Raw genomic sequence first — 26,709 nt, forward strand, 5'->3', positions numbered from 1 at the left:
ATGAGTAGCTCTCAAATGGATAAATATGTCTGGGCCTCCGTCTTATATTACACCGTGGCTGCAGTTGGATTTGTGGTTATTTTTGTCTCGATCAATGTGCTTGGAATTTTGTGGGGCCTGCTTGCAATATTCGGGTATTTGGCGCTGGTTACATCTCAACATATGGCGACGCAATCGACATCCGCGAAGCGTCTATCAAGTCGAATTGACCAAACGAAGACTGGACGGCTAATCACCGCTGGATGAAAACTCCGAGCATCGCGCCGGTCGCTTTTTTCACAAGCGATGCCGGAAGCTCCGGTGATGACGGCGGCTTGCCGCGTCTAGGCTGGGCGAAAATACGGAGCCGGCGGCATCCATCATGCAGACCTATGATTTCATCATCGTTGGCTCCGGTTCGGCCGGCTCGGTCCTGGCCGAAAGATTGTCGGCTTCCGGCCGCTTCTCGGTGCTGGTGCTGGAAGCCGGCGGCAGCGACCGCCGCTTCTACGTGCAGATGCCGCTCGGCTACGGCAAGACCTTCTTCGACCCGGCGGTCAACTGGAACTACAAGGCCGAGCCGGACCCCGGCCTCGCCGGCAATGTCGACCACTGGCCGCGCGGCAAGCTGCTCGGCGGCTCGAGTTCGATCAACGCCATGGTCTGGATCAGGGGCGCGCGCGAGGATTTCGATGCCTGGCGGGATGCCGGCAATCCCGGCTGGGGCTTCGACGACCTGCTGCCTGCGTTCAAGGCGCTGGAGGACAACCAGGCCGGCGCCGACCAATGGCGCGGCGTCGGCGGGCCGCTGCATATCACCGACTGCTCGACCTCCGTCCATCCGCTCACCAAGCGCTATCTCGCCGCCGCCAATCAAGCCGGCCTGCCGCTCAACCCGGATTTCAACGGCGCCTTCCAGGAAGGCGTCGGCGTCTACCAGATCACTACCAGGAACGGCCGCCGCATGTCGGCGGCGCGCGCCTTCCTGCACCCGGCGATGAAGCGCAAAAACGTCCGCGTCGAGATCAACGCGCTGGCGACAAAGATCCTGTTTGAGGGCAAGCGCGCCGTCGGCATCGAATATCTCCAGAATGGCGAGACAAAGACCGCCCGCGCCGGCCGCGAGGTCATTCTCTCCGGCGGTTCGGTGAATTCGCCCCAATTGCTACAGCTTTCAGGCATCGGCCCGTCGGCGCTTCTTGCTGGTCTGGGCATTCCTGTCGTTCACGCCAACGAAAATGTCGGGGCAAACCTGCAGGACCATGTCGGCATCAACTACACTTTCAAGGGCAGGCTGCCGACGCTCAACCAGATCCTGCGCCCGTGGTGGGGCAAGCTGCTGGTCGGCATGCAATATGTCCTCCTGCGATCGGGTCCGCTGTCGCTGTCGATGAACAATGCCGGCGGCTTCTTCCGCACCGACTCGGCCGCGGCACGGCCCAACATGCAGCTCTATTTCCAGGCGTTTTCGACCGTCATTCCGAAGAGCGGCGAACGCCCGATCCTGACGCCCGATCCATGGCCGGGCTTTTCCATCGGCCTGTCCAATTGCCGTCCGTCGAGCCGCAGCGAAATCATGATCCGCTCCGCCAATCCGCGCGATTATCCCAAAATCGTCGCCAATGCCTTTTCGACCGAGGCGGATGTCGCTGAAATGCTGGCGGCGGTGAAATTCGTCCGGAAGATCGCCTCGATGCCGGCGATGGCCGAGATCATCGAGGAGGAGGTTTTGCCGGGTCCGTCGATCACCTCGGATTCCGATTTGATCCAGGATTTCAGGAAGCGCTCGGGCACCGTCTACCACCCGGTCTCGACCTGCCGCATGGGGCCGGACCCGGCGCACGCCGTCGTCGATCCGCGCCTCAAGGTGCACGGCATCCAGGCCTTGCGCGTCATCGATGCCTCCATTTTTCCCGACAACATCACCGGCAACACCAACGCCGCCGCTATCATGACCGGCTGGAAGGGCGCCGAACTGGTTCTGGAGGATCAAAAATGAAAATCACCGACGTCAAGACCTGGGTGGTCGGCAATCCGCCGCCCGGCATCGGCGGCAAGTATTTCATCTTCGTCAAGCTCACCACCGATGGCGGCGTCGTTGGCTATGGCGAAGCCTACAACGCCACCTTCTCGGCCCATGTCACGGTGAAGATGGTTGAGGACATGGCGGAACGTTATCTGATCGGCCGCGATCCGCACGACGTCGAGAATTTCTTCCGCCGCGCCTATTCGTCCGGCTTCACCCAGCGCCCCGACGTGTCCGGGATGGGATGCTTTTCGGCGCTCGAAATCGCCTGCTGGGACATTATCGGCAAAGAGGCCGGCAAGCCGGTCTACAAGCTGCTTGGCGGCCAGGTACACGAAACGCTGCGTTCCTATACCTACCTTTACCCGCACAGCGGCAGCGTCCACTCCGAGGACGCGCGCGGCAAGAACGTCTACAACGATCCCGATATGGCCGCCGCCTGCGCGCTCGAGTATGTCGAGCAGGGTTTTAGTGCGGTCAAGCTCGACCCGGCCGGCCCCTACACCGCCTTTGACGGCCACCAGCCGCGCCTCGTCGACGTCGACCTCTCCGCCCGCATGGTCAAGGCGATCCGCGAGGCGGTCGGCACCAGAGCCGACATCCTGTTCGGCACCCACGGCCAGTTCACCGCATCGGGCGCGCTGCGCCTGGCCCGCGCCATCGAGCCCTATGATCCGCTGTGGTTCGAGGAGCCGGTGCCGCCCGACATGCCCGAGGTCATGGCTCAAGTGGCAAGGGGCACGTCGATCCCGATCGCGACAGGGGAAAGACTGACCACAAAATTCGAGTTTGCCCGCGTCATCGAGAACCGTGCGGCGACCATTCTTCAGCCCGACCTTGGCCGCTCCGGCGGCATTCTCGAAACCAAGAAGATCGCCGCCATGGCCGAGGCCTATCACATCCAGGTCGCGCCGCACTGCTATTGCGGACCGATCGTCGGCGCCGCCAACATCCAGCTCGCGGTAACGCTGCCCAACTTCCTCATTCTGGAATCGCTGAAACAGTGGGACGGTTTTCACGCGAAGCTGCTCAAGAAGAAGATCGAATGGCAGGACGGCAACGTCATCCCGTCGAAGGAGCCAGGCCTCGGTGTCGAACTCGACGAAGCCGTCTGCGAGGCGCATCCCTGGACCGGCAAGGACCTGCATTTGCAGATGCTGCAGACGCCGCTGATGCCGTGAGCGCGCGTCAGAGCTATGCCTTCGTCGGTCTTGGCCATCTCGGCGGCCAGCTCGCCGCCAACCTGATCCACAACGGCTTTGCCGTCACCGTATTCGACCGCGACCCGGCGGCCGTCGAGCGGCTGGTGATGCTTGGTGCCGATGCCGCCAACAGCCCGGCTGATGCCGCTGGCCGCGCCGGCAATGCCATCACCTGCCTGCCCTCGCCAAAAGTCAGCGAGGCGGTGCTGGCCGGCCCCGGCGGATTGCTCGAAGGCCTGCCCGCAGGCGGCAGTTGGATCGAGATGTCGACCAATGGCCAAGACGAGATCGTGCGCCTTGCATCCCTCGCCTCGGCAAGAGGCGTCGAGACGCTCGAATGCCCGGTCACCGGCGGCGTGCATCTGGCAGCCGTCGGACAGATCACCGCGCTGGTCGGCGGCGACGCAGCGCTTTATGCGCGCCACCGCCCTGCCGTCGAGGCGATGTGCGCGCGCTCGTTCCTGATGGGTCCGATCGGCTCGGCGGCGGTGATCAAGGTCATCACCAACATGCTGGCCTTCATCCATCTGGTCGCCGCCGGCGAAGCGCTGATGCTGGCCAAAAAGGGCGGGCTCGACCTTGCCCAGTCCTATCACGCCATCGTCGCCTCCTCCGGCAACAGCTTCGTCCATGAGACCGAAAGCCAGCTGGTGCTGAACGGCTCCTACGACATCGGCTTCACCATGGACTTGGCGTTGAAGGATCTCGGCTTCGCGCTCGGCATGGGTGAAAAATTCGGCGTGCCGCTCGAGCTTGCCTCGCGCGTCGACGCAATCTTCAGGCAAGGCAAGCAGGACTATGGCGGCAGCGCCTGGTCGACGATGATCGTGAAACTGCTCGAGGATGCCGTCGGCACCGACCTGCGCGCACCCGGTTTCCCGGCTAAACTCGCAAGTTGATATTGGCCGGATTTTCAATCGATTTCAGTCGATTGGAGAGATCGCCGGAACCAGAGCCGCAGTCAACTGAATCAAAGTCTCAACGCCTTGATTCAATATCTCAGCGTCAATGCGCCGGGCAGGATCTCGAAGGTCGCCGGTATGCGACCCGGCGATTCGCCGTCTATGTCGATCAGCGCGGCGTTCTTTTGCACATCGCCGAGCGGCTCGACAACCACTTTCTTGCCGCGCAGGATGGTGATCGCCGGATGGTTGCGGTGCCGCCCGCCATAGAGCAGGCGGATGTCCCAGATCAGCTTCAGCTTGCCGGCGGCGCGCAGGATGACGATGTCGAACTCGCCGTCGTTAAGCTCGGCGTCGGGCGCAATCATCATGCCGCCGCCGAAGAATTTCCCGTTGGCCACCGCCACCAGCGCCATTCGCGCCTCGACCGGGGCACCGTCGTCGATGGTGATCGCAACGTCCTGGAAGCGGTAGCGAAGGAATTCCCAGACCGTGCGCCAGTAGAACAGCGCCTTGGCCGAAACCTTGCCCTTGCGCTTGTCGGCGTTGACCGCGCGGTCGGTAGCGCCGGAAAGCCCGAGGCTGGCGATGTTGATGAAATGGCGGCTGGCCAGCGCGCCGTGGTCGTCGACATAGCTGATGCAGCCGGCATCGACCTTGCGCGGCTTGGCCTCGGCAATCCGCTTCAGCGTCAGATCGACATTGTTCGACAGGCCGAGCCCGCGGGCGAAGTCGATGCCGGTGCCGCAAGGCAGCAGCCCAAGTTCGGCCGTCCGGCCGCTTTCCCGGAAAGCCTTCAGCAGCCCGTCGGCAACCTCGCTGGCGGTGCCGTCGCCGCCGGCCGCGATCACCAGCTCGAAGCCGATGGCGGCAAGGTCGAGCGCCAGCCGTTCGGCATCCCCCTCGGCCTGCGTTTCACGCAGCTCGAAATCGCCGAAATGTCTTTTCAGCGAAGCCGCAACCTCGGGCCAATGCCGCTTGAGCCTGCCGCCGCCGGCGATCGGATTGAGAACCACCGCGACCTTCAAGCCCGCCTCCCCAAGGCCATCGAACACGCCTTCCACTCATTTGCCGGCATTGAAGCCCGCGCCGGGCCGCGGGGCAAGATCGAATGTCTGACAATGCGGCTTCGGCATCGAGGCGGCAAATCCCGGCTGGCGGCGGCAGAGATTGGAAAGTCGCTATTTTGGCAGGGTCAGTCCCCGATAATCCCGCTATCCACAGGCATGCGGCAGTTCCGCCAAACGCTTATCCGACGTACGTTAAAACCCATCTCAGGCGGCTACCGATCGCCACGCCGAAAGGCAAAGCGGAACGGCGGATTTCCTGAGGCCCGTACGGCCCTGAACGAGAACAGGCTTGCTTGTTGGAGGGATGGACGCCGAGACCTACGGGGCCGCGGAAAGCGTGCGAACGCCGACGGCGGACCGATGCTGCCATGAAGGACGGCAAAAACCTTCGATGGCGCGCTGGGCAAAGCTCGCAAGAGTGGAGACCGGCGTGGTCCGGAACGGACGCTGCCTTCGGGCGGCGACTGGCAGGACCGTCAAAATCAAGGCCGGCATGGCGCGACATCTTTCGGGAGTTGCTGCCGCGACCGTGTCCTGATCTGACAGGGAGGCGCTGGGAGAAATCCCGGCGCCGACTGTCTTTGTGGCCCCGCCTGACGATTTTGCCGGCGACGCTTCACGCTGCGCCAAAATCAGCTACTATCCATTTGTCGTCGGGGGCCGTTTAAAGGGGCTGACGGCAGGGGGACATTTCATGACGCTCATCCAGAGGCTTGCCGTTGCCTATGCTTTCCTGTTCTTCGGCGTTGTTGCCATCGGCTATGTGCCGGCCTTCAACGATGCCGGCGGCAATCTGTTCGGCCTGTTCTCGCTGCAATGGTATGATGATTTGCTGCACGCCTTCTCCGGCGTCTGGGCGCTGGCCGCCGCTTTCATCTCGCACCGCCAGGCGGTGTTCTATTTCAAGCTGTTCGGCTCGGTCTATCTGTTCGACGGCGTGCTCGGCCTGGTCACCGGTTCCGGCTGCCTCGATGGCGGCATCTTCATCAACGGCTTCCGCTCCCTGAACGACATCGAATTCCCGGCCCGCTTCTTCGCCAACCTGCCGCACATCGTCATCGGCGGCTTCGCCGTCTACGTCGGGTTCTGGCTGTCGAAACGTGTGTACGACCATTTCGCCACGGCCTGACCAGCCATGTTCCTGTTCCGCTGGCTGAAGCGCATCATCAAGGCGATCCTCTGGCTCGTCGTCATTGTCGTGTTGATCCCGATCGCCGGGCTGGCCTACGGCTTTCTCACCACGCCGTCGCTGGACACAACACCATTGCCGGGCATCGCCGAGGGTGCTCCGCCAAAGGCGCTGGCCGACAAGGTCCGTGCCGAGATCCCCGGCTACCAACGGCCGGAGGAATCGACCTTTCTCACCTATCCGGAATGGGCCATCGTCTACGCCGCCCGCGAATATGCCGGCTTTGTCGACAAGAACCAGCCGAGCGGTTTTCCCTATCTCTCCTATATCGGCCGCTTCTGGCAGGACTATGCGATGGTCATCCGCGCCAGCTCCACCTACAAGTTCAACCTCGACAACCACCAGATGCTGGTGGTCATCGGCACCAGCCACACGATCGAGCACGCCATCCAGTGGGCCTATGAAAATACGATCGGCCGCGTCACCGAAGCGACAGCCGGCAAGCGCACCGCCGTCGATATCTACCAGGCCAAGGTCGCGGCCGATTATGCCGGTTTTCTCGACCAGGTGCCGTGGTACCAGTTTCCCTATGCCGAAAAACGTGCCGGCCTGTTAGCCGTCCAGCCGGCGCCGGACGACAGCGCCTTCCGTACCGGCGAACGCAAGCTCGCCTTCGGCCTCGCCGACACGATCAAGCAGGGCTACGCCGATCTGATCAAGTCGGCGCTCGCCGCCACCACCGACCCGGCCCTGCTCGACATTCATGTCTGGGCCAAGGGTCCGGTCGGGGAAGTGACGCGCAACGAACCCGACACCTTGCTGGAGCGCGATCTCGGCGCCGACGGCACGGTCTTCGTCACCAGGCGCTATCAGGTGTTCACCGACATGATCCCGCGCCTGATCGACAAGGGCGTCTCCTTCGTCGAGATCGGCGGCAATGACGAGATCATGGTCACCATGCTTTCCAATGGCGAGATCAATGTTCCCGAAGGTGCACGCACCTTGTTCAGCTACCCGCTTCCGGCGGAACCTTCGACGCGCCGCACCGGGCTGACTGTCGCCGTGCGCAAGCTGCACATCGTGCTGCCGGCGCTGATGACGGCGGGCGCCAGGCTCGAGCATGTCTACGATTACTGAGGCCTTTCGGTCACAGCCGGCCTCGGCAAGACGTTGCGTGATGCTCCGCCACGCTCATTCCACAATCGCGGCCAAATCCCGCCTTGTTCCGCAACGATTGATGATGCCGTAGACACGTTGTCTTGCGCACATGTGCCAGGCAACTCGGAGGGACAAGACCGTGATCAAGACCGCCCTTGTCGCCATGACCATCGTCGGCTGCGACTGCGACGCCAGGCTTTGCGAATATATCGGCGAGACGCCCGCCAAATGGTCGACCATCGCCGAATGCGAAGCGGCGATGAAAAGCCAGATGCTGCACGAGCGCAATTTCGACTATCCGCTGGTCTCCGGCATCTGCCGGACACAGAACTCGTCTTCGTCATCGCAGCTCGCTGTGACCGCTTCCGAGCCTGAATTGACGACGGCCAGCACCGCAGCGACAGACCCGCTGCCACCGGAACTGAGCCATCGGCCCAGTGCTGCGGTCGGAACGCAGGCCACGGCGACGGAAACGGAAGCCGTCCGGCCGGTCGCCTATGAAGCGGCGGTCGATGGCGGCCGCGCCGTGCTCTACCGCACGAAGGCCGGCTACGCCGTGGTCAAGACCGATCTCGGCCGCGCCGCATCGGGCAACGATCGGCATCGCCAGGCGTTCGGCGAACTGGCTGGCGGCGAAGCTGCCTGACGGTCTGTAGCCGCCGCTTCAGGCCGTGCCGATCAGTGCCTTGACGGCGCGATAAAAAATCGACGAAAACAGCTCGCCCGGATCGTATTGCAGCTTCTTCGCCAGGAAGGACGGCAGTTCCGGATAGGAGGCAAGCAGTTCCTTGCCTGTGTAGTGGAGCTGGTAGGGCAGGAAAAAACGCCCGCCATGCTTGATCGTCACGTCGATCAGCGCCCTTGTCAGCGCCCGCATCCTGGCATTGCCGTCGGCGTCTGTCGGCTGATTGATGTAGAGCACCAGCGAATAGGCCGGCTCCGGCGCATAATTCAGCGCCACATCCTCCTTGTGGACGATGCGTACCGACGCGTTGAGCACCGGCAGGGTCTGGTTGCGCAGGATCTCGCGCGCTTTCGCGATGAACGGGTTATAGGCCGCCCGCGGGATGAAATACTCGTGCAGGATATCGGTCTCATCGAGCAGATCGTTGAACAGATAGGGCACTGAATCGTGCATCGGATTGTTGCGCGTGACGAGGCAGGCCTCGCCCTCGGCCATTGCCGTCGTCCGCGCCACCGTGCAGCTCTCGAATTGCGGCTCCAGCGTCTTTTCGGTAAACCATTTCAGCTCCTGGAACAGGCTGCCCCATTTCGCCAGGTTGATGATCACCCGCTTGAGCCCGACCGAACCCGGTTCACCGATTGCCGGCTGGTCGGCCGGCGGCTGGTCGGCCACCTTGTCATAGCGGTAGACGATCATATCCTCGAGGAAATTGCCCGGCGCAGTCGACAGATGCCCATAAAACAGACCGATCGCCCTGTTTGGCTCCAGAACCTCGGCGAAGAACGTCGGGAAATCGTCCGATTTGATGATCTCGCGCGAGGTCCGGTAGACGGCGTTGTCGACGATGTCGAGTGTCGCCTCCAGCACCACGCCGAACAGGCCGTAGCCGCCGACGACGTGGCGGAACAGCTCGGTATTTTCGGCCGGTGAGCAGGTCGTCATCGAACCGTCCGCCAGCATCACCCGCATCGATCGGATCGAGCCGGCGACCGAGCCGGCCTGGTGGTCCATGCCATGCGCGTTGACCGACAGCGAGCCGCCGACCGAAAAGATGTCGGTCGACTGCATCGCCTTCACCGCGAAGCGCGGGTGCAAAAGGTTCTGGATGTCGTGCCAGCGCGCGCCCGGCTGCAAGGTGATCGTCTTCGCCGTCGGGTCGACACTGACCTTGTTGAATTTGCGCATGTCGAGGACCAGCGCGTTGTCGTCGAAGGCGTGGCCGCCCATCGAATGGCGCACCGCCGCGACCGAGACCTTCAGGCTATTGGCGCGGGCAAAGGCCAGCGCGCTCGCGATGTGGTCTTCCTCGCTGACTTCGATAACGCCATAGACCGGTGTCATCGACAGACCGCTGGCATCGTTGATGTTGCCGCCCTTGGTCAGCCATGGCAGCGCCGGATCGTAGGCTGGCGGGCCCTCCAGCGGCTTCTGCGCCAGGTCGATCCCGTCAATGTCGGCGATGCGCCCGGAATTCTTCTGACCCGACGGACCGCGCGCCAGGCGCGCCACGGTCGTGCCACCCCATAGCATCGCGCCGCCGACCACCGCCGCACCCAGCAGCAGCCGCCGCGACAGGCGAAACCCCTTGCGTTCTTCGACCATGACACCCCTCGCTGCCTCAGAGATAGCGCGAGCTTCCGGCAAAAACCATAGCCGGAGTGCGTAGCAGAACTAGCGGCAGTTGCGGCATCAGGAGCATTTTCTTATGGTTGCAATGAAGGTAGTTTTCGCGCTATGATTGAAAATACGAACGGATCCATGATGATGCTGACCATTGTAAGGGCGCCCATTCCATGAAGCATGTGTCCCGCGCGATACTGTCCCTGATGCTAGCGCTTGCTCCGATATGCGCCGAGGCTCACGACTCCAGTCAGGGCGACGACAGCGTCGTCGCAGTCGCGCCTGACGATCCAGATATGGCGGCGGCGACTGCACAGGCTCGTGCCAGCCTGGATGCATTCCTGGCATTATCCCAGACACCGCCACCTGGAACGGACACATTCAAACTGAAGGTGATGATCAAGGACGGAAATGTGACCGAACACTTCTGGGTCATCCCGTTCCAGCGGAACGAAACCGGATTCGTGGGGATATTGGCGAATGAGCCACATAGTGTCCACAACGTCGTGGCTGGCCAGTATGTAGAATTCAACCGGAACGATATTTCCGACTGGGGATACACCAAAAACGGTCACCAGGTTGGCAGTTTCACCGTCTGTGTGATGTTCAAGTCGATGTCGAAGGAAGAAGTCGACTACATGCGTAGCCAACGCGGCTTCGATTGCTGACCGCCCAGCCGGACTAACCCGCCTCCTCGTCCCTCGCCCCGATCTTGCGCACCAGTGCCGCCGTCGCCAGCATCGTGGCCATGTCGGCGATCATCGGCGCAACATGCTTGGCATAGTCGAGCGGCACAGAGATGTCCGGCAGCTCGAAGAAGTTCTTCGTCTGCGGCAGCAGCAGGAAACCGTCGCTGTCGCTGAGCGCGACGCGTGCCGGTTCCTTCGGCCATGTTTCGCCAAGCCATTCGAGCGCCTGCGCCAGCCGGCCGGTCACCAGCGGCCGCGCCGCCTCGATATTGTCGGTGCGGAACTCGTAGGCGGCATCGAGCTCCGGCACGCCGCTGGACAGTTCCTGCATCTTGCTGCCGAAGATGCCGCGGAAGAAGCCGACGACCTTGTTGGTCCGGCGCGCGGCCACCAATGTGCCGGGGAACGGCACGATCATCTCGAAGGCGACGATGACGCCCTTGAACACTGCCGTCGTGCTCTTGCCCGTCCCTTCCCGGAGATCTGCTTCGTAAAGCTCGAACGGAAACCCCTCATAACGGCCGGAAAAAACATCATCGAAAGATTGCCGGTTGAACGGACCAACCGTCTCGCGCGGCAACCGGTCGAACGAATTCGGCTTGACGTTGTGCCGGTACCGCATGTCGTCGATGAAGCCGAAGATGATCGGCAACAGCGTGCTGCGAAACGACTGCTGCAATTTGCTCGCCGGCTTGATCGCCTGGAAATAGAGCAGGATCGCCGCCAGGAATCCGCCGATATAGAGGAACACATGCGGGGTCGAGAACCACTGCTCGTTGGGGTCGGCAACGCCGTTGAAGAGCCAGGCCACAAGCGCCACGAACACCAGCACCAGCCCGATGAAAAGTGGCACCCGCCAGCGCGTCCGGCGATGGGCCGAAGCTCGTTGCGCCTCATAGGCCTCGATGTTCTTCCTGAGGCCGGCGATCACCGCTTCGCTCGGCATGAAATCCGCAGTTTCCATCACCCACCCGCCGCCACAAGCCTGCCCGCGCTGGGCATGATAGCCGGTTTGGTGGACTGCGTCAGCGCACGGCACCGAAGACCGCATCGAGGCGGGCTAGAACCCTTTGCCTGGATTTTCCCGCCAGCGTTTCAACCGGGACCAGCCGCTCGTGATCGCCGGCGCGCAGCCGCATGAAGGCATGCAGCCGGTAGGCGGCGATGGCCCCGCGCGTGCCGGGATCGTCGCTGATGTCGACGACGAGAATGGCGCCGATGCGGCCGGGCCATGGCTGCCGCGCGAAGGCGGTGCCGATGAAATCGCCGAGCCCATAGGCAACGAGCGTCTTGCCGATCCGCTCGATCGGCTGCACGACATGAGAATGATGTCCGGCGATCAGGCCGACGCCATGTTCGGCCAGAAGTCGCGCCATTGCCCGCGTCTTCGCACGTGGAAAATGCCGGAATTCCCAATCCCAATGCGGCACCGCGCAGAGGAGGTCGACACCCGAAGCGGCAGCGTGCGGCCATTGCCTCGGATCGGCTTGCATCGAGACTCGGCCCGCGAACTGAGCCTCGTCGGTATTGCGCCACAAGGTAAAGGCGGCAAGGCCTATGGTCAGCGAACCAACCGCAAACCGCTCGACCGGAGCCGCAGTGCCGATCGTGCGGATGCCTAATTGCTCCAGCGCGGCGACGGTCTCGTCGAAGCCGGCAATACCCTGGTCGAGCACATGGTTGTTGGCCAGCGACAGCACCAGTTTTTCACGCGAAATGCCGGCGGCGGCCAGCGCCTCGGCAAGGAACCGCTCGCTCATCGCGTGGTGCGTGCCAAGCCTGATGCCCAAAACAGCGCTCGGCCGCTCCACCACCGGGCTTTCGCAATTGCCGACCACCAGATCGGCCGAGGCAAGCAGTGCCGCAATCGCCGGATCGCAGTCCGGCGCGCGGCGATTGGCCACCGCCGAGATATCGCCGACGAAAGCCAGCCGCACCGTCCGCGCCGGCAGTGGTTCGAGCAGGGCTGCGGTCGCCGGAGCAAAGCCGCGCGCGTCGCCGTCGAGCGAAGGCCGGAGGAAGCGTGGCAGCCAGGACAGTTTATAGGAAAGCGGATAGTTCGACACGCGACGCCCAATCGTTTGCCTTGTGTAGACCGTCCGCCGGATTGATTGAAGCGTCGACTGTTGTGGGTGAACCACAGGGCCACAGGCGCAGCGAACCAAATGCGTGTATGATCCACTGCGGAGCGACAAAAGGGGCGATCACGATGAAGCGTTTTTCCAGGCTGGTGGCGTGCGCCATCATTCTTCTCCTGCCGCTGGCTTTACCCAGCGCCGCGGCTCCCGAAGCGGCGGCCCTGTTCGAGGCAAAAATCGTAGCCGAACGCGACAGCGCTCTTGCCGCTCTGGAAGCCGCCGCGCCAGGCGATCCGGCAGCCGCCTACGCCGCCGGCGCCGGCGAATTCTTCACCGCGCTGGAGATCCTGGCCGGCGGTCTGCACCGCCACGGTTTCGACAGCCCGCAATCGTTCATGCTGCCGCTGATGCGGCTGCCGGTGCCGGACAATGCCAATCCCGAGCCGCTGACCTACGAACAATTCCGGGCCATTCTCGTCGCCTTCCGCGACCGGCTGGAGAAATCCGCAGCCACGCTGGGTTCGGTACCCGCCGACGCGGACATCGGCATGGTCATCGACCTCACCCGCCTCGGCATCGACCTCAACGAGGACGGCACGATCGCGCCGGACGAAAGCGCCGCGGCGATCATGGCGTCTCTGTCACGCGGCGGCGGTGCGCCAGACGCGGCCGGGCCCGCCCTCATCTTCCGCTTCGACCGCGCCGACGGCTATTGGCTGCAGGGCTATGCCGAGTTCCTGATGGCGCAGGCCGACTTCTGGCTGGCGCATGATTTCAGGGACACGTTCGACGGCTCCTTCCACATGCTGTTCCCGCGCGCAAAACTGCCACTGCAGGACACGCTCGTGCCGCTGGACGGTGGCACGAATGGCGGCATCCTGACGTCCGAATGGCGCCTAGCCGACTTTATCTCCCTGGTGCATCTCATCAATTGGCAAGTGGTCGAGCCTGAGCGCCGGCAAGCGGCGCGCCGCCATCTCATGGAAATGATCCGGCTGTCGCGCGAGGACTGGAAAGCCATCCGAGCCGAAACCGACAATGACCGTGAATGGCTGCCCGGCCCGCAGCAAAAAGGCGCCAGCCCGCTGACCGGCCTCGAAGTCGGCGAGCAGCAGGTGCAGGCCTGGCTCGCCGCCTTGGCCATGGCCGAGGATCTGCTGGAAGGCCGCACCTTGCTGCCGCATTTCCGCATCGCCGACAAAGGCATCAACATGAAGCGCTTCTTCGACGAGCCAAAAACCTTCGACCTGGTGCTGTCGATCACCGGCCCGGCCATCGCGCCCTATCTCGAGCGCGGCAAGATTCTCACCAGCGAGGATTTCAACCAGATCCAGCGCCAGTTCGGCGGCGCCGGGTTTCTGACGTTCGCGCTTTGGTTTAATTGATCAGAAGCGCTAGAAGATCGCCCCCTGATACAGAACCGTCTCCGCCTCTTTCGGAGCGAAGCGACGCGCGAGCGTGCGGAATGCACTGTGGACGCCGTCGCGATCGATGTTGCAGCTTCGCAAATGCCGTATCGCCAGCGTCGGATCGAATGCGCTGCGCCCGTGCATCACGCGCTGATTGTCGAAGACCAGCACCTCGCCAGGCTGTAGCTGATGCTGGAACTGGTTCTGCGGGTCGCAGGTCAGCCGCGTCAGCTCGGCTAGCGCCTCAATCAGCTCGTCGATGTCGTCTCTCGATGCCGGCTGCGGCGCAAGACAGCGGTCGTTGTAGCGGATCCCGGTGACCTGGCCGGCGGCATCGAGGCTGATAACATGCGCTTCGGCGCTGAAGAACACCTCGCCCGCATGCTCGCGATGGAAGGTCACGCCGTACCGCGTCAGTAGCTCGAACAGGCGCGGCGTCCCGGTTCGCATCAGTTCGGCAATATGGAACCCGTCGACCATCAACGACGTGCCGCCTGTGCCGGCACCGGTCTTGATCGCATGGAAGAAGATGAAGCCCGGCGGCGAATAACGGAACGGCTCATCGGTATGCGGAATCTGTGCCCGCGCGGTTTCGCCAGCCACGCGCGCGTCGGGCTTCGACAGTAGATCGAACACCTTGCCATAACTGGTCTCGCGGATCGGCCCATAGCGTCCGGCAATGCGCATCGTAGCCTCTGCCTCGGCAGGAACGCCCGTCAGCATGGCGATGCCATGGTCGCGCAGTGCGCGCAGCGAGCCGAACAGCATCTCATCGTCCTCGACTACAGTGTCGAAGCCGAAGCGGCCGAGCCGAGCCCCGAGATCGCTGCTCCACAGCTCCGGCTGAAAACGCGCTGCCCGCCAGCCGCCTCCGGTATGATTTGCAAGAAAGCCTGAATCGTAGCGCGAGACATGGCCGTCATCCCATATGACCGCGACCTCGTTCGGGGCCGAGACGTCAATCGACACGACGCGGACACCGGCGGGAACATCGGCCGGCGTCAACCATCGCTTGCCGGAGGCGGTGTCGCCGCAAATCTCGCATTCGCAGGCCAACCGCAGCCAGCGCGTGGAAAGCCGGGCGACCTTGCCGCCATCGAGGTCGAGCGCAATACGATTGCCCTCGTCGCGTATGGCGCGGATTGGTGGCTCATTCGAATGCCTTGTGCTCGTATGCATTGAAGTGTCCAGCATGATCGCCTCGTCGTTTGGCCTGAGTTCTCCTCAATGAGGCTATTGGCAAAAAATCCATGTATCAAACGAGTTCCCTTCGTCATGTTTTGAGGTAATCTCAATCCATGGCGACGTTGAGAGATTTGCCGCTATCGGCCCTGCGGGCGCTTGTGGCCGCCGCAAGAACCGGCAGCCTGACGCGCGCCGCGGAGGAGCTGGGCGTGACGCCCGGCGCTGTCGGCCACCAGATAAAGCAGCTCGAGGACGGGTTGGGCATCAAGCTGGTGCGGCGTGCCGGCAATGGCATTGTCCTGACCCGTGCTGCCGAAAGTGCCCTGCCCGACATCGACCGCGGCTTTGACGCACTGGCCTCGGGCTTGCGGCGGCTGCGTTTCGAAAGGCAGGCCGAGACATTCACCATCTGCGCCGACCCATCCTTCGCCTCGCTGTGGCTCGCACCGCGTCTCAACAGGATGCGTCCGGCACTTGCCGGCTTCGATGTCCGAATCGTCACGTCGATCGCCCTCGACGCGATGCTGGAAGAAGGCGTCGATCTTGCCATCAGCTATCGCAAGGGCGCCGCGCTGGATCTCGGGTCGGTCGACCTGTTCACGGAACGGGTGATACCGGCCTATGCGCCGAGCCTGATCCAGGGCCATGCCAGGCCGGACGCAGCCAGTGTGCTCGACGGACTGCCTCTGCTTCACATCGATCCGACGATGGGCGACGACGTCTATCCGGCGTGGCGGGACTGGTTCGCTGCCGCCGGACGACGCCGGAAAGACATCGACCAGGGCCCCCGTTTCGGCCTGACGATCGTCGCGGCGCAGGCGGCGATCGCAGGCATGGGCGCGCTGCTGGCCAGCGAGTTGGTCCTGCACCGCCATCTGCAGCCCGGCCATCTCATCGAGATCGCCCGGGATGTGCCGGCTTTGACCATCAAGCGCCGCCTCGTCTGGCCTCTGCATGGCCCGAAGGCGCGCCGCGCGGCAGCCGTTGCCAGCCAGCTTGCGGCGCTTGCGGATCTGGCGATCGAGGGCGCACTTCCGCAGTGAGAGATGAGCGACGGCGGGTCTGCCATAGCGCGTGGTTCAATGCGCATGGTTCCATGCGGCGAACCGACGCTACTCCTGACAGCCTGCTGTCAGGAGCCAAATTGCGCCTCGCGCCACCCGCCACTCCGCTCTTTCCATTTTGGCCGATACCTCCCATATTCGGGCCATGGCCAGACTGTCCGACAAGAAAACGCCGCCGCCGGCGAATGACGAGCGCGCTTCACCGCCCAAGCGGCGCAGTCCGCTGACCGATTTCCTCGATGCGTCGGAGCCCCTGTACAAGGGCGGCTTTGCCGAGGCGCCGCAGGCCGAGTTCACCGGCGCCCCGCTGACCGGCTCGATCGCCGACTGGGCCGAGCAGATAGAGCAGGAAGCCGAGAAGGAAGGGCGCGTTTCCGGCAAAGACGGCGGCAAATCGCCGAAGCCGGCGAAGAAAATCCCGGAGCGCTCCTCTTCCCCCGGCCGTACGGCACGCGGCACCTCGATGGGCGGCGCGGCTTCGGCGCGGGAGCGCACCGCGGCCGGCCTCAACCCTGTCGCTGGCCTCGATGTCTCCCTGGAAGAAGCCGAGACCATGGCTTCGGGCGGCGTCACCGCCACCGTCGCGGCGCTGTCGGCGCTGATCGAATCCGGCAATCCGCTGCACAAGGACGGCGTGCTGTGGACGCCGCACCGTCCCGCCCGGCCGGAAAAATCCGAAGGCGGCATCGCCATCAAGATGGTCTCGGATTTCGAGCCCGCCGGCGACCAGCCGACGGCGATCAAGGATCTGGTCGAGGGCGTCAACAGCAACGACCGCACCCAGGTTCTGCTCGGCGTCACGGGCTCGGGCAAGACCTTCACCATGGCCAAGGTGATCGAGGAGACGCAGCGCCCCGCTCTGATCCTGGCGCCCAACAAGACGTTGGCCGCGCAGCTCTATTCCGAATTCAAGAAATTCTTCCCGGAAAACGCCGTCGAGTATTTCGTCAGCTACTACGACTATTACCAGCCTGAGGCCTATGTGCCCCGGACCGACACCTACATCGAGAAGGAATCCTCGATCAACGAGCAGATCGACCGCATGCGCCATTCGGCGACGCGCTCGCTGCTCGAGCGCGACGACGTCATCATCGTCGCCTCGGTGTCCTGCATCTACGGTATTGGCTCGGTCGAGACCTATACGGCGATGACCTTCCAGATGCAGATCGGCGACCGGCTCGACCAGCGCGCGCTGCTCGCCGACCTCGTCGCCCAGCAATATAAGCGCCAGGACATCAACTTCGTCCGCGGCTCCTTCCGCGTGCGCGGCGACACGATCGAGATCTTCCCGGCCCACCTCGAGGACCGCGCCTGGCGCATCTCGCTGTTCGGCGACGAGATCGAGGCGATTACCGAATTCGACCCGCTGACGGGACAGAAGACCGGCGAGCTGAAGAGCGTCAAGATCTACGCCAATTCGCACTATGTGACGCCGCGTCCGACCCTCAATCAGGCCATCAAATCGATCAAGGAAGAGCTCAAGCACCGGCTGGTCGAACTCGAACGGGCCGGTCGGTTGCTGGAGGCGCAGCGGCTTGAGCAGCGCACCCGCTTCGACCTGGAGATGCTGGAAGCAACGGGCTCCTGCGCCGGCATCGAGAATTACTCGCGCTATCTGACCGGCCGCCAGCCGGGCGATCCGCCGCCGACCTTGTTCGAATACATCCCCGACAATGCGTTGGTCTTTGTCGACGAAAGTCACGTCACCATACCGCAGATCGGCGGCATGTATCGCGGCGACTTTCGCCGCAAGGCGACGCTGGCCGAGTATGGGTTCCGCCTGCCGTCCTGCATGGACAACCGGCCGCTGCGCTTCGAGGAGTGGGACGCCATGCGCCCGCTTTCCGTTGCGGTTTCGGCAACGCCCGGCGGTTGGGAGATGGAGCAGTCCGGCGGTGTCTTTGCCGAACAGGTCATCCGCCCGACTGGCCTGATTGATCCGCCGGTCGAGGTGCGCCCGGCCAAGACGCAGGTCGACGATGTCGTGGGCGAAATCCGCGAGACCACCAGGGCCGGCTACCGCACGCTGGTCACCGTGCTGACCAAACGCATGGCCGAGGACCTGACCGAGTATCTGCACGAGCAGGGCATTCGCGTGCGCTACATGCACTCAGACATCGACACGCTGGAGCGTATCGAGATCCTGCGCGACCTGCGCCTCGGCGCTTTCGACGTGCTGGTCGGCATCAACCTGTTGCGCGAAGGCCTCGACATTCCCGAATGCGGCTTCGTCGCCATTCTCGACGCCGACAAGGAAGGCTTCCTGCGCTCCGAGACATCGCTGATCCAGACCATCGGCCGTGCCGCCAGAAACGTCGACGGCAAGGTCATCCTCTACGCCGACCAGATCACCGGCTCGATGGAGCGGGCGATGGCCGAGACCAACCGCCGCCGCGAAAAGCAGATGGAGTGGAACGCGGCCAACGGCATCACCCCGGAATCGGTCAAGTCGCGCATTTCGGACATCCTGGACTCGGTCTACGAGAAGGACCATGTCCGCGCCGACATCTCGCAGTTCACCGACAGCGCCGGCGCGATGATGGGCAACAATCTGAAGGCGCATCTCGACGCGATGGACAAGCAGATGCGCGACGCCGCCGCTAACCTCGATTTCGAGAAGGCGGCCCGCATCCGCGACGAGATCAAGCGGCTGCGCGAGATGGAGTTGTCCATCTCCGACGACCCGCTGGCCAAATATGCCGACATGGAAAGCCCGGTCTCGGGCCGCGAGAAGGGCAAGCACAACAAGGGCGTGGCCAAACATCGCACATCAGAGGAACAGGAGCGTTTCCGCAAGCTCGACGAGGCACGTGCCGCCGAAGAGGCGGCCCGCCCCAATCTCTTCCGCAAGCCGGCGCTCGACGAAATGGGTGCCGATGGCGCCGTGCCGGTGAAGAAGCCGCTGTTTTCGAAGCCCGCGCTCGACGCCATGGGGCCGGGCACGGATATCCCGACCCCGGCCGGCGCAGTGTCGCGTTCGCTGTTCAAGAAGCAGTCGGCCGAAGAGGCGCACGGCTCCGATTTCGGCATCCCGGGCGAACCGACCAAGCCGCTGTTCAAGAAGAACTCGCTCGACGAGATGACCGTGCGGCGCACCGAGAAGCCGGTCGAGGGAAAGGTGCCAGCGAAACCACAGCCGATCTCCCCCCGTGTGGGGGAGATGCCCGGCAGGGCAGAGGGGGGCGCGAAGGATCGCGACGATTTTGCAAAACCCATTGTCCGCCAGCGCAGTGGTATCGGCTCCTACGAAGACCCCGCCGACGCCCGCCGTGAAAAGCGCCGGCCCGGCAGGACGGGTCGGCCGGGGCGGTAAACGGGCTGCATACCTGTTGCGAGCATTCTCAACCGGTGTCTAGAATGCTTGATGGTCGTCACTCGCAGACTTCAGGAAGACGAATTCAAGGCTTGCTTCGCGGAGCCTATGACGAACGTCACCGCCACGGCAGAGGCTGCAGTAGACATATGGCCATATGTCGAGGCGCTGGATCTGGATGAGATCGGGCTGCCATATTTGAACGACGTCCACTATGTCTACCGAGACGCCCAAAACCGATTTGATCAGGTTTTGATTGGCACCGGCAGGTTCAACGCCCTTCTTGTGATCGTTGTCGATCTCGGCAGAAGCTCGGTGTTCGGACATTTCCTGCTGGATTTGAACAAGGAATACGGAGTAAGCGGTGGCCACTTGAGGTCCGTGTGACAGTCCTGCCGAATGCCAACCGTCATTGCCATTGCCTCCGGCAATCCGCCGTGGCGCTCCTTTGAAGCCACAGCTATTCTCATGCCATCGCTTGGGTGGGTGCAGATGATGACGCGTCGTTTCTTTGGACTTCTCGCAGCCGTCGCCGCAGCTTTCCTGCCGCCCCGCGCGGCGTCTCAAACGACGAACGCGCCGCGGCGCTTGCAGGATGACATTCCGATAGCCGCGCAGTGGATATCCAAAGCACTGCAAAGTTCGGGCTATGACGCGAATTTCACACCACGGAGCATATCGGAGGTGGAGCGCTTCTTTCGCGAGCAGACGAAGGACGGGGAGCCCATCTCCGGCGGTTTGATGTCGCAAGATATCGGGCCGCGCTTGTTTGCGTTGGGCAGCTATTGCGGCGAGGTGCTCCGCAGGGAACTTGGTGGGCATTGGCTGACGAATGATGATGATCCCGAAGGGGAAATCAACGCGGCTCTCGAAGTTGGAAGCGGCGTTACCTGCTGGCCCATGCAACGCGTGATGAAGCGACTGCGCAGCGGCGAGGACGACCTGGTGGCTTGGGCCGCAGGGATCAGGTGAGGCTGAAAGGCGCGGCGAGGCTCTGCCCTAACCTGCTTCGTATTTTCGGATGAATGGAACACCATTGAACGTTTGTGTACAACAGGAACAGCTTGGCTTCATGTCTTCCAACCTGAGTTCGGGATCGACCAGCGCCAGGCGATTGTCCTGATCCAAGTACAGGCCACTGTAATATGAATTTTCTCCCACTCGGACGAACGAGTGCTTGTCGGCATCGTTGAGTGCAACGATCCAGAAAATCGGGTCCGGTCGATCCAGTCGCGCCACTGCCTGACTGTGAACATCGGACCAATCCTGTCCAACTTTCGAAAGCAGGAATCTGAACAACGGCGTGTAGTCGCGGCCCCATTGTTTTTCGCCATGCATGGAGCCGCGGCTCGTCTTGTCCTCTTTCTTGATATGCCGGGAAAATTTGTAGTCGCCGCCGCCATGGCGAACGCCGTGGGTTCGCGTGTTTTCCCGTCGGTAGAGTGGTTCTCTGTGTCGCATCCAGAAGATCCGCAGCCGCGTAACACCACGCTGGTCCGGCAGTATTTTTGCCGAACACCCCAATGGGTGCAAGAGGACGTCGGCTTCTCAGGTACCATTCATCGTTGACTGCATAATGCTCGTCGACATGCAGGAGCGCAGGATCGGCGTGCTGTCGGGCGGACAGAAGGCGCGGCTGATGATGCTGGCGCTGAGGCTCGCCAATCCCAATTTCTATTTACTCGACGAGCCGACCAATCATCTCGATATCGATGGTCAGGAAGCACTGGAAGCGGAATTGCTGGAACATCAGGCGAGCTGCCTGCTTGCCTCGCACGACCGCTCCTTCATCCGCGCGGTTGGCAACCGCTTCTGGCTGATCGAGAAACGGCGATTGACCGAGATCGACAGCCCGGAGGAGTTCTTCCGGGAGGTTGCCGAAGCCGGCGGCTGAAGGCTTGCGGAAAAAAATTCCGGCGCTCTGTCGGATGATGATCGCATGCCACGTCCTTGGGTTGCCGACACGGTGATGCCGGCGCCAATCGAGGAGAAAGCATCATGTCTATTCTGTCATCCATAGGTCACGCCGTGACGCGTTACTCGGCGGCTCGCGCCCGTTATCGCAGCGAACGCGCCATCCTTTCATTGCCGATCGAGCTGCGCAAAGATATTGGCTGGCCGGAAATCGTCGTCGACGCGCAAAACAGCCCGCGGATTCGCATCGAAGGTTAAAAGGTGGCAGTTGGCCGTCGCGGCAGGCGCCATTTCGAATCCAAAAAACCATCGGCCGTGTAGGATCGTCGCCGTTCCGTTCGTCCTGTGGTTCGCAAAGGCAAACCAGACGCAAAGAGGAGCATGACATGAATGACCAGCCGCAGACCCAGCCCGCCGCCAAAGTGCTTGGCGGATTGACGCCCTACCTTCAGCTGGACGGCGCTTTCAAAGCCGCAGAATTTTACCAAAAGGCCTTCGGTGCCGAGCAGGTCTTTGCCTATCCGCCGGACGAACAGGGCCGCACCATGCATATCCATCTCCACATCAACGGTTCGACCCTGATGCTTTCCGACTTCTATCCCGAGCATGGAATGGCCGCTGTGAAGCCGCAGGGCTACACCATGCAGCTCCATCTCGGCAGCGACGACATCGACGCCTGGTGGCAGCGAGCCGTCGAGGCGGGCTGCAAGGAAGTCGTGCCGTTGCAGGTGATGTTCTGGGGCGATCGCTGGGGCAATATGCGTGATCCGTTCGGCGTCGAATGGGCAATGAACGCACCGGTGAAAGCAGCTTAGCATTCCACACAGGCTGTGTCTGAAATCACCTCTCCCGCTCGCGAGGGAGAGGAAAACGATCGCATGGAGGAAATCAGATGTCCTATGTCGACGGTTTCGTACTTGCCGTACCGAAGGCAAAGCTCGATGCTTACAAGAAGCTGGCGGAAACCGGCGGCGCCGTCTGGAAGGAGCACGGTGCTCTTGCCTACGTCGAATGCGTCGGCGACGACGTCCCTTATGGCGAGCTCACCTCGTTCCCGCGCGCCGTACAGGCCAAGGACGACGAGGTCGTCATCTTCTCATGGGTGGTCTACGAATCGCGCCAGAGCCGCGACGCGGTGATGGCCAAGGTGATGGCCGACCCGCGCCTCAAGTCGGACTGGGAGACCATGCCGTTCGACGGCAAGCGCATGATCTTTGGCGGTTTTCAGCCCTTCATCGAGCTGTAGGCGCCCCTCGATCAAGTTTGTCGTGCAGCGGCTTCAGCCGGTCGCCATAGCGCTTCCACAGGTCGACCGAGCCCTGATACATCGGCTGGCGCACTTGCGCAGCCGACGCCGTTCGCACCGGCCGGTCGGTCTGGTGGAACGACAGCACGGCGTCGTCCCACGGCAGGCCGAGATGGGCGATCAGCGCCCGCGACTGGCCTTCCTGGTCGGCGACGAAATCCTCGTAGCGAACGTCGTGCACGACATCAGGCAGCACGGCGTGCCAGTGCGCCATGATGTCGGTGTACAGATTGTGGAAATCGGCGAGCTCGTCGAGATCGTAGCCGTAGCGATGGCTGTCGCCTCGGAAGTGCACCTTGTAGATCGACAGGCAGGTCGCCGCCGCATCGCGCGCGCAATGGATGATCTTGGCCTTCGGCAGCATCAAATGGATGAAGCCCACCAAGAGGAAATTGCCGGGCATCTTGTCGGTGACGTGCCGAGAACCCGGATAGCGGGCGTGCAGCATGTCGAGATAGGCCTGGCCGGCCTCGGCATAGGCCTTGTCGGGCATGTCGGCGATGCCCCAGGGAAAGCCGCCCTTCATGCTGAGCGGAAACTGCTTGCCGACCGCCGTCTTTAATATGCTGAGCTCGCCGGCGCCATAGACCTGCGGATGGCTGGCGATGATCTGCTCGACCAGCGTGGTGCCGGAACGCGGCATGCCGACGACGAAGATCGGCGTGTCGTCGGCTATCCCGCTCGGCCTGTGCCTTTCAAAAAAGGCCTTGTCGAACACCGCCTTCATCGCCTCGAACTCGCCGCGCGTCTTGCCGGCGTCGTAGTCGATGCCCTGGCGGCGGATCGCGTTGCCTTCGGCGAAATAGTCGAAGGCGCGACCATAATCCCTGAGGTCGTCATTGGCCTTGCCGAGGCCGAAGGAAAGCTGCATGCGCGCCAGGCTGCCTTGCGGCGCCTTGGCGTGCTCCGCCTCCATGCGGGCAAGCTCGGCGTCGCGCTCCTTCTGGCGCTTGACCTGGGTAAGCATCAGCCAGGCCCTCGCCATGCCGGGGTCCACAGCCAGCGCCTGCCTGAAAAGATCCGCAGCCTCGTCGAGATTGCCCTTTTCCATCAGCCCGACGCCCAGGCCATGCAAAAGATCGGCATCCTTCGGCCGGATCGTCAGCGCCTCGCGAAAAACAGCCAATGCCTCATCCAGCCGGCCCGCTTCCTGCAGCGTCTCGGCAAGCCCGACGCGGGCGCGGACATGGAACGGGTTGCGGCCGATCGTGCCGCGATAAATATCCTCGGCGCCTTCGAATTGGCCGAGCTGCTTCAGCGACGAGCCGAGATTGTCACGCGCCGCCAGCTGGTCCGGCCGAATCGCCACCACCTTGCGGAAGAGATCGGCGGCGGCCGCGACCCGGCCGAGGTCGCGCAGCACGGTGCCGAGATTGTTGAGGAAATCCGGATTGTTCGGTTGCAGACGCACCGATTGTTCGATCAGCGCCAGCCCCTCGGCGCTGCGCCCGGTCTGGTGCAGCAGAAGCCCGAGGAAATGCGCAGCAGCCGGGTGGTTGGCCTTTTGCGCCAGCACCTGTCGGTAAAGCGCCTCGGCTTCCTGCCGGCGCCCGGCCTGGTGCAGCTGCAGCGCCTGCTGCACGTGCTGGTCGAGCCCCAGCGGCGGCTGTCCGCCTGAGCCGTAACGTGCGCCTGCCGGTTGTCTCGGATCTCTGTTGATGGGAAACCTGCCGTGTTGTCCGCCTGCCGCGATCTAGGCCATCGCTGCGGCGCGTGCAAGAGCAGACGGCGGTCGCTACGAAGCAAAACTTCGAACCCGGGGGAGCCTACCGAAAGTCGGCCGGCGTCAGCACATACATGTTCCTGCGGCCGTGCGAGTAGGCTTGGCGCGCAATCTCGTGGATCGACGAACGCTTGGCGTCGAAGGCGCTGAGAAATTCGGCCTCGGCTCCGCTTGCTGCCGGGTTTGCCGCCGAAAGTGCCGCGACCTCGACAAAGAACGGGACTTCGAACATGCCGTCATGGCCGACGAAACGAATGCGCTTGGCCGCCGCGTCATAGGAGCGGCTGGGATTGGGAAAATTGAGCGTCATGGCTTGCGCGTCAAATCAGGCGGTTGCTTTCGGCAAGCTGGCGCGCCCGCCGCGCCGTGCCGTCGGTGTCGGCAATCCTTCGCCTTGCCGCCTCGTCGCTTCTTATCGTGAGACGCGGCGACAAGACCTTTATCGGCTTTGCGACAGGACTGACTGCAACTGTCGGGACATCCGGTGTTCTTGCGGAGTTCATGACTCTCTTCCTTCCATTGCTAGATAAATACAAATGCCGGAGGAATTTTTTCGGAAGTTCTTCAAACAATTTTTGAGGTGCACCGGGACCGTATCATCGTTCTGCGGATAACTATAGAAAAGTAATTTGACGTTGGTAGGGGTAAGAGGCCGAAAACTTCTTGAATAAGCCGTATTTTCAGACTATTGGTATGAAACCGTTTTGGGCCATGCTTGGCCCCGCGGTGTCAGGGATTCTCGGCCCGCCAAACTTATCCAAATCGCCGACACCTGGTACCGCAATGCAGGCTCCGCTTCCGGGGCAGGCCGGAAAGAAACTTCAAGGCACGAGAACTTCAAGGCACAAGCGAGAACTTCGAGGCACAAGAATGTCTGCTCGCACCACCCATTCCATAGCGCATTTCGCGGCACCTTTCGTGCTTGGCGGGCTGGATGGCGTGCAGCCGGCCGGCGACTATGACATCGACCACGACGAAGAACTGATCGACGGCATGTCCTGGCCTGCCTGGCGCCGCGTCGCCACTTTCATCCATCTGCCGGCAAGGACAGTGAAAAGCGCGACCAGCCAGCTTGTCGCCATTGACCATGCCGAGCTCGACGCAGCGCTTCGGCACGACCAGGAGAATGTCACATGATCCGCTTCCAGCAGAATGCGCGGCGCACGGACACGCCGGCGCATATCTTCACCGTCGGCCAGACCGTCCGCATGAAGAGCCGCACCGGCCTTGCCCAAAAGACCGCGGAGCTGTTCCAGATCAAGAGCCGGCTGCCGGTCAAGGACGGCTCGCCGCAATATCGCATCCGCAGCGATCAGGAGACCTATGAGCGGGTCACCACGGAAGACAATCTCGAACCGGTCGACAACCCGGCCAACTGAGCCGACGCGCCACAACGCTGCTTCACATGCTGATGATGCCGCAGATCCGCGTCGCCTGCGCATCTCCAACGGGAACGGCGCTGAGCTCTACGCCGGCCCCCAGATGGTGCTTATCCGGCCAGGCTGTAGGTCGGTGCGCTAGCAGGGCCCGTCATCGACGACGCGATAATCCGCCGCGCGGGCTTCGCATTCGTTGGGGAATGTGCGCAGTTCGCCATGGCGACGGGCACAGACTGGGCGGTATTCGCGGGTGCAGAATGTCTGCTCCTCACCGCCACCACCACCGCCGCGGCACTCGCCCTCGCGAATGATGCGGTATCCGGCCCGTTCGGCAAGGCAGGCATTGGCGAAGGTCTGGCGGTCGCCGCCGCGCCGGGCACAGACCGGGTCATATTGCCTAGTGCAGAATTGCGGCCCCGGCCGTGGCGGGCGCGGCCCCGGCCCCTCATCATCCACCACGACGGTGCAGGCTGCGAGAATTACCGACAGGAACAGGATGGAAAAAACCTGCCGCGGAAAGATTGCCGCAAGAAACCGCATGAATGTTCCCTCCCTCGAAACTCCTGCCTGCACAAATGGTGCCTGGGTCAGGCCGATCCTCGTCATTCCGCTGCCAGATGCAACCCCTGTTTGCAACTGGCGAGCCAGGGCGGTATGGCGGCGCAAGCCAAGACAGCACCTGCCCCGCTGGCTGGACCATGCCTGGGTGAAGTCTGGCCGATGACCGCGCAGAGAACCGGGACTATCGGTGCGATGCGTCGGGATGCGCCTGTTGGGGCCGCCCGCGGCTGTGTCTGTCGGTAGCTTTTCAAGTTGTCCGGTTTTTGTAGCACATCAGATGTCCGCTTCTGTTTGTTGCAGGAGGTGCGTCGAAGCGG

The 26,709-nt window shown here is 62.8% G+C and carries 27 protein-coding genes and 1 pseudogene; 18 read left to right on the forward strand and 10 right to left on the reverse strand.

All coding sequences use genetic code 11. From position 1 onward, the window contains the following. The first annotated feature begins 361 nt into the window (after positions 1–361). From NKI58_RS22750 to NKI58_RS22760, 3 genes are read left to right on the forward strand one after another with little or no spacing between them, the layout of a single operon-like run. On the forward strand, positions 362–1,978 hold the full coding sequence (locus NKI58_RS22750) for a GMC family oxidoreductase (protein ID WP_352853767.1): 1,617 nt from the start codon (positions 362–364) through the stop codon (positions 1,976–1,978). Next, complete coding sequence (locus NKI58_RS22755) at positions 1,975–3,186, forward strand: mandelate racemase/muconate lactonizing enzyme family protein (protein WP_352788194.1); 1,212 nt, start codon at positions 1,975–1,977, stop codon at positions 3,184–3,186. The genes NKI58_RS22750 and NKI58_RS22755 overlap by 4 nt, the downstream gene beginning before the upstream one ends. Continuing rightward, entirely contained in the window at positions 3,183–4,106 is a 924-nt protein-coding gene (locus NKI58_RS22760; RefSeq protein WP_023678388.1) for an NAD(P)-dependent oxidoreductase, read from the forward strand. The genes NKI58_RS22755 and NKI58_RS22760 overlap by 4 nt, the downstream gene beginning before the upstream one ends. Before the next feature lie 92 nt (positions 4,107–4,198). On the opposite strand, the gene NKI58_RS22765 is transcribed toward NKI58_RS22760, so the two are convergent. Further along, complete coding sequence (locus tag NKI58_RS22765) at positions 4,199–5,137, reverse strand: diacylglycerol/lipid kinase family protein (RefSeq protein WP_023678389.1); 939 nt, start codon at positions 5,135–5,137, stop codon at positions 4,199–4,201. Positions 5,138–5,873: 736 nt separating this feature from the next. Between NKI58_RS22765 and NKI58_RS22770 the strand changes: the two genes are divergently transcribed. From NKI58_RS22770 to NKI58_RS22780, 3 genes and pseudogenes are all read left to right on the forward strand, one after another. Further along, a complete protein-coding gene (locus NKI58_RS22770; protein WP_023678391.1) occupies positions 5,874–6,308 on the forward strand; it encodes a DUF4383 domain-containing protein in 435 nt (144 codons plus the stop codon). Positions 6,309–6,314: 6 nt separating this feature from the next. Continuing rightward, the gene (locus tag NKI58_RS22775) at positions 6,315–7,445 is read left to right on the forward strand and encodes a hypothetical protein (protein WP_352788189.1); all 1,131 of its coding nucleotides are present in this window, start codon (positions 6,315–6,317) and stop codon (positions 7,443–7,445) included. Between the two features lie 160 nt (positions 7,446–7,605). Next, a pseudogene (locus NKI58_RS22780) lies at positions 7,606–8,122 on the forward strand (hypothetical protein). An 8-nt stretch (positions 8,123–8,130) separates the two neighbouring features. Here the strand turns inward: NKI58_RS22780 and NKI58_RS22785 are convergent. Further along, the gene (locus NKI58_RS22785; RefSeq protein WP_352788187.1) at positions 8,131–9,753 is read right to left on the reverse strand and encodes an FAD-binding oxidoreductase; all 1,623 of its coding nucleotides are present in this window, start codon (positions 9,751–9,753) and stop codon (positions 8,131–8,133) included. Positions 9,754–9,944: 191 nt separating this feature from the next. On the opposite strand from NKI58_RS22785, the gene NKI58_RS22790 reads away from it, so the two are divergent. After that, positions 9,945–10,439 carry a YegJ family protein gene (locus tag NKI58_RS22790; RefSeq protein ID WP_352788184.1) on the forward strand — a complete coding sequence of 165 codons (495 nt, stop codon included), beginning with the start codon at positions 9,945–9,947 and terminating at the stop codon, positions 10,437–10,439. Positions 10,440–10,452: 13 nt separating this feature from the next. Here NKI58_RS22790 and NKI58_RS22795 read toward each other — a convergent pair whose 3' ends face one another. Together NKI58_RS22795 and NKI58_RS22800 are read right to left on the reverse strand one after the other, a co-directional pair. Continuing rightward, positions 10,453–11,424: a DUF3137 domain-containing protein gene (locus NKI58_RS22795; RefSeq protein ID WP_352788181.1), complete on the reverse strand. Its 972-nt coding sequence runs from the start codon at positions 11,422–11,424 to the stop codon at positions 10,453–10,455. A gap of 61 nt (positions 11,425–11,485) precedes the next feature. After that, positions 11,486–12,526, reverse strand: a complete 1,041-nt coding sequence (locus NKI58_RS22800; protein ID WP_352788178.1) for a CapA family protein — start codon at positions 12,524–12,526, stop codon at positions 11,486–11,488. Positions 12,527–12,669: 143 nt separating this feature from the next. Here NKI58_RS22800 and NKI58_RS22805 point away from each other — a divergent pair, with 143 nt between their 5' ends. After that, positions 12,670–13,923 carry a hypothetical protein gene (locus NKI58_RS22805; RefSeq protein ID WP_352788176.1) on the forward strand — a complete coding sequence of 418 codons (1,254 nt, stop codon included), beginning with the start codon at positions 12,670–12,672 and terminating at the stop codon, positions 13,921–13,923. A 9-nt stretch (positions 13,924–13,932) separates the two neighbouring features. Here the strand turns inward: NKI58_RS22805 and NKI58_RS22810 are convergent, their stop codons facing one another. Next, positions 13,933–15,141 (reverse strand): clavaminate synthase family protein, encoded by a 1,209-nt coding sequence (locus tag NKI58_RS22810; protein WP_352853769.1) that lies wholly within the window; start codon positions 15,139–15,141, stop codon positions 13,933–13,935. A 104-nt stretch (positions 15,142–15,245) separates the two neighbouring features. Here NKI58_RS22810 and NKI58_RS22815 point away from each other — a divergent pair, with 104 nt between their 5' ends. From NKI58_RS22815 to NKI58_RS22830, 4 genes are all read left to right on the forward strand, one after another. Next, positions 15,246–16,175 carry a LysR substrate-binding domain-containing protein gene (locus NKI58_RS22815; protein ID WP_352788171.1) on the forward strand — a complete coding sequence of 310 codons (930 nt, stop codon included), beginning with the start codon at positions 15,246–15,248 and terminating at the stop codon, positions 16,173–16,175. 166 nt (positions 16,176–16,341) lie between these two features. Beyond that, positions 16,342–19,509, forward strand: a complete 3,168-nt coding sequence (uvrB, locus tag NKI58_RS22820) for an excinuclease ABC subunit UvrB (protein ID WP_352853772.1) — start codon at positions 16,342–16,344, stop codon at positions 19,507–19,509. 51 nt (positions 19,510–19,560) lie between these two features. Next, positions 19,561–19,896, forward strand: coding sequence for a hypothetical protein (locus NKI58_RS22825; protein WP_352637235.1), 336 nt, complete (start codon positions 19,561–19,563; stop codon positions 19,894–19,896). 12 nt (positions 19,897–19,908) lie between these two features. Then, positions 19,909–20,481 carry a hypothetical protein gene (locus tag NKI58_RS22830; protein WP_352637236.1) on the forward strand — a complete coding sequence of 191 codons (573 nt, stop codon included), beginning with the start codon at positions 19,909–19,911 and terminating at the stop codon, positions 20,479–20,481. A 27-nt stretch (positions 20,482–20,508) separates the two neighbouring features. On the opposite strand, the gene NKI58_RS22835 is transcribed toward NKI58_RS22830, so the two are convergent. Beyond that, a complete protein-coding gene (locus tag NKI58_RS22835; protein ID WP_352690638.1) occupies positions 20,509–20,970 on the reverse strand; it encodes a hypothetical protein in 462 nt (153 codons plus the stop codon). A 43-nt stretch (positions 20,971–21,013) separates the two neighbouring features. Here NKI58_RS22835 and NKI58_RS22840 point away from each other — a divergent pair, with 43 nt between their 5' ends. The 4 genes from NKI58_RS22840 to NKI58_RS22855 all read left to right on the forward strand — a co-directional run bounded on the left by NKI58_RS22840 (position 21,014) and on the right by NKI58_RS22855 (position 22,669). Next, a complete protein-coding gene (locus NKI58_RS22840) occupies positions 21,014–21,403 on the forward strand; it encodes an ATP-binding cassette domain-containing protein (protein WP_352637252.1) in 390 nt (129 codons plus the stop codon). Positions 21,404–21,507: 104 nt separating this feature from the next. Beyond that, positions 21,508–21,681, forward strand: a complete 174-nt coding sequence (locus NKI58_RS22845; RefSeq protein WP_023719167.1) for a hypothetical protein — start codon at positions 21,508–21,510, stop codon at positions 21,679–21,681. Positions 21,682–21,809: 128 nt separating this feature from the next. Further along, complete coding sequence (locus tag NKI58_RS22850; protein WP_023678402.1) at positions 21,810–22,238, forward strand: VOC family protein; 429 nt, start codon at positions 21,810–21,812, stop codon at positions 22,236–22,238. A gap of 77 nt (positions 22,239–22,315) precedes the next feature. Further along, on the forward strand, positions 22,316–22,669 hold the full coding sequence (locus NKI58_RS22855; protein ID WP_023678403.1) for a DUF1428 domain-containing protein: 354 nt from the start codon (positions 22,316–22,318) through the stop codon (positions 22,667–22,669). Here the strand turns inward: NKI58_RS22855 and NKI58_RS22860 are convergent. The 3 genes from NKI58_RS22860 to NKI58_RS22870 all read right to left on the reverse strand — a co-directional run bounded on the left by NKI58_RS22860 (position 22,656) and on the right by NKI58_RS22870 (position 24,955). Next, positions 22,656–24,311 (reverse strand): tetratricopeptide repeat-containing sulfotransferase family protein, encoded by a 1,656-nt coding sequence (locus NKI58_RS22860; RefSeq protein ID WP_352567997.1) that lies wholly within the window; start codon positions 24,309–24,311, stop codon positions 22,656–22,658. The genes NKI58_RS22855 and NKI58_RS22860 overlap by 14 nt on opposite strands. 184 nt (positions 24,312–24,495) lie before the next feature. Continuing rightward, positions 24,496–24,762 (reverse strand): DUF1488 family protein, encoded by a 267-nt coding sequence (locus tag NKI58_RS22865; protein WP_352567998.1) that lies wholly within the window; start codon positions 24,760–24,762, stop codon positions 24,496–24,498. Positions 24,763–24,772: 10 nt separating this feature from the next. Then, entirely contained in the window at positions 24,773–24,955 is a 183-nt protein-coding gene (locus tag NKI58_RS22870; RefSeq protein WP_023678406.1) for a hypothetical protein, read from the reverse strand. A 367-nt stretch (positions 24,956–25,322) separates the two neighbouring features. On the opposite strand from NKI58_RS22870, the gene NKI58_RS22875 reads away from it, so the two are divergent. Next, positions 25,323–25,589: a hypothetical protein gene (locus NKI58_RS22875; RefSeq protein WP_023678407.1), complete on the forward strand. Its 267-nt coding sequence runs from the start codon at positions 25,323–25,325 to the stop codon at positions 25,587–25,589. Then, positions 25,586–25,831 carry a hypothetical protein gene (locus NKI58_RS22880; protein WP_023678408.1) on the forward strand — a complete coding sequence of 82 codons (246 nt, stop codon included), beginning with the start codon at positions 25,586–25,588 and terminating at the stop codon, positions 25,829–25,831. The genes NKI58_RS22875 and NKI58_RS22880 overlap by 4 nt, the downstream gene beginning before the upstream one ends. Before the next feature lie 138 nt (positions 25,832–25,969). On the opposite strand, the gene NKI58_RS22885 is transcribed toward NKI58_RS22880, so the two are convergent. Next, complete coding sequence (locus tag NKI58_RS22885; protein ID WP_352456930.1) at positions 25,970–26,371, reverse strand: Kazal-type serine protease inhibitor family protein; 402 nt, start codon at positions 26,369–26,371, stop codon at positions 25,970–25,972. Between the last annotated feature and the right edge of the window lie 338 nt (positions 26,372–26,709).

The organism is Mesorhizobium sp. M0522, from assembly GCF_040321085.1.
In the GTDB taxonomy this organism is placed as follows: Bacteria; Pseudomonadota; Alphaproteobacteria; order Rhizobiales; family Rhizobiaceae; genus Mesorhizobium.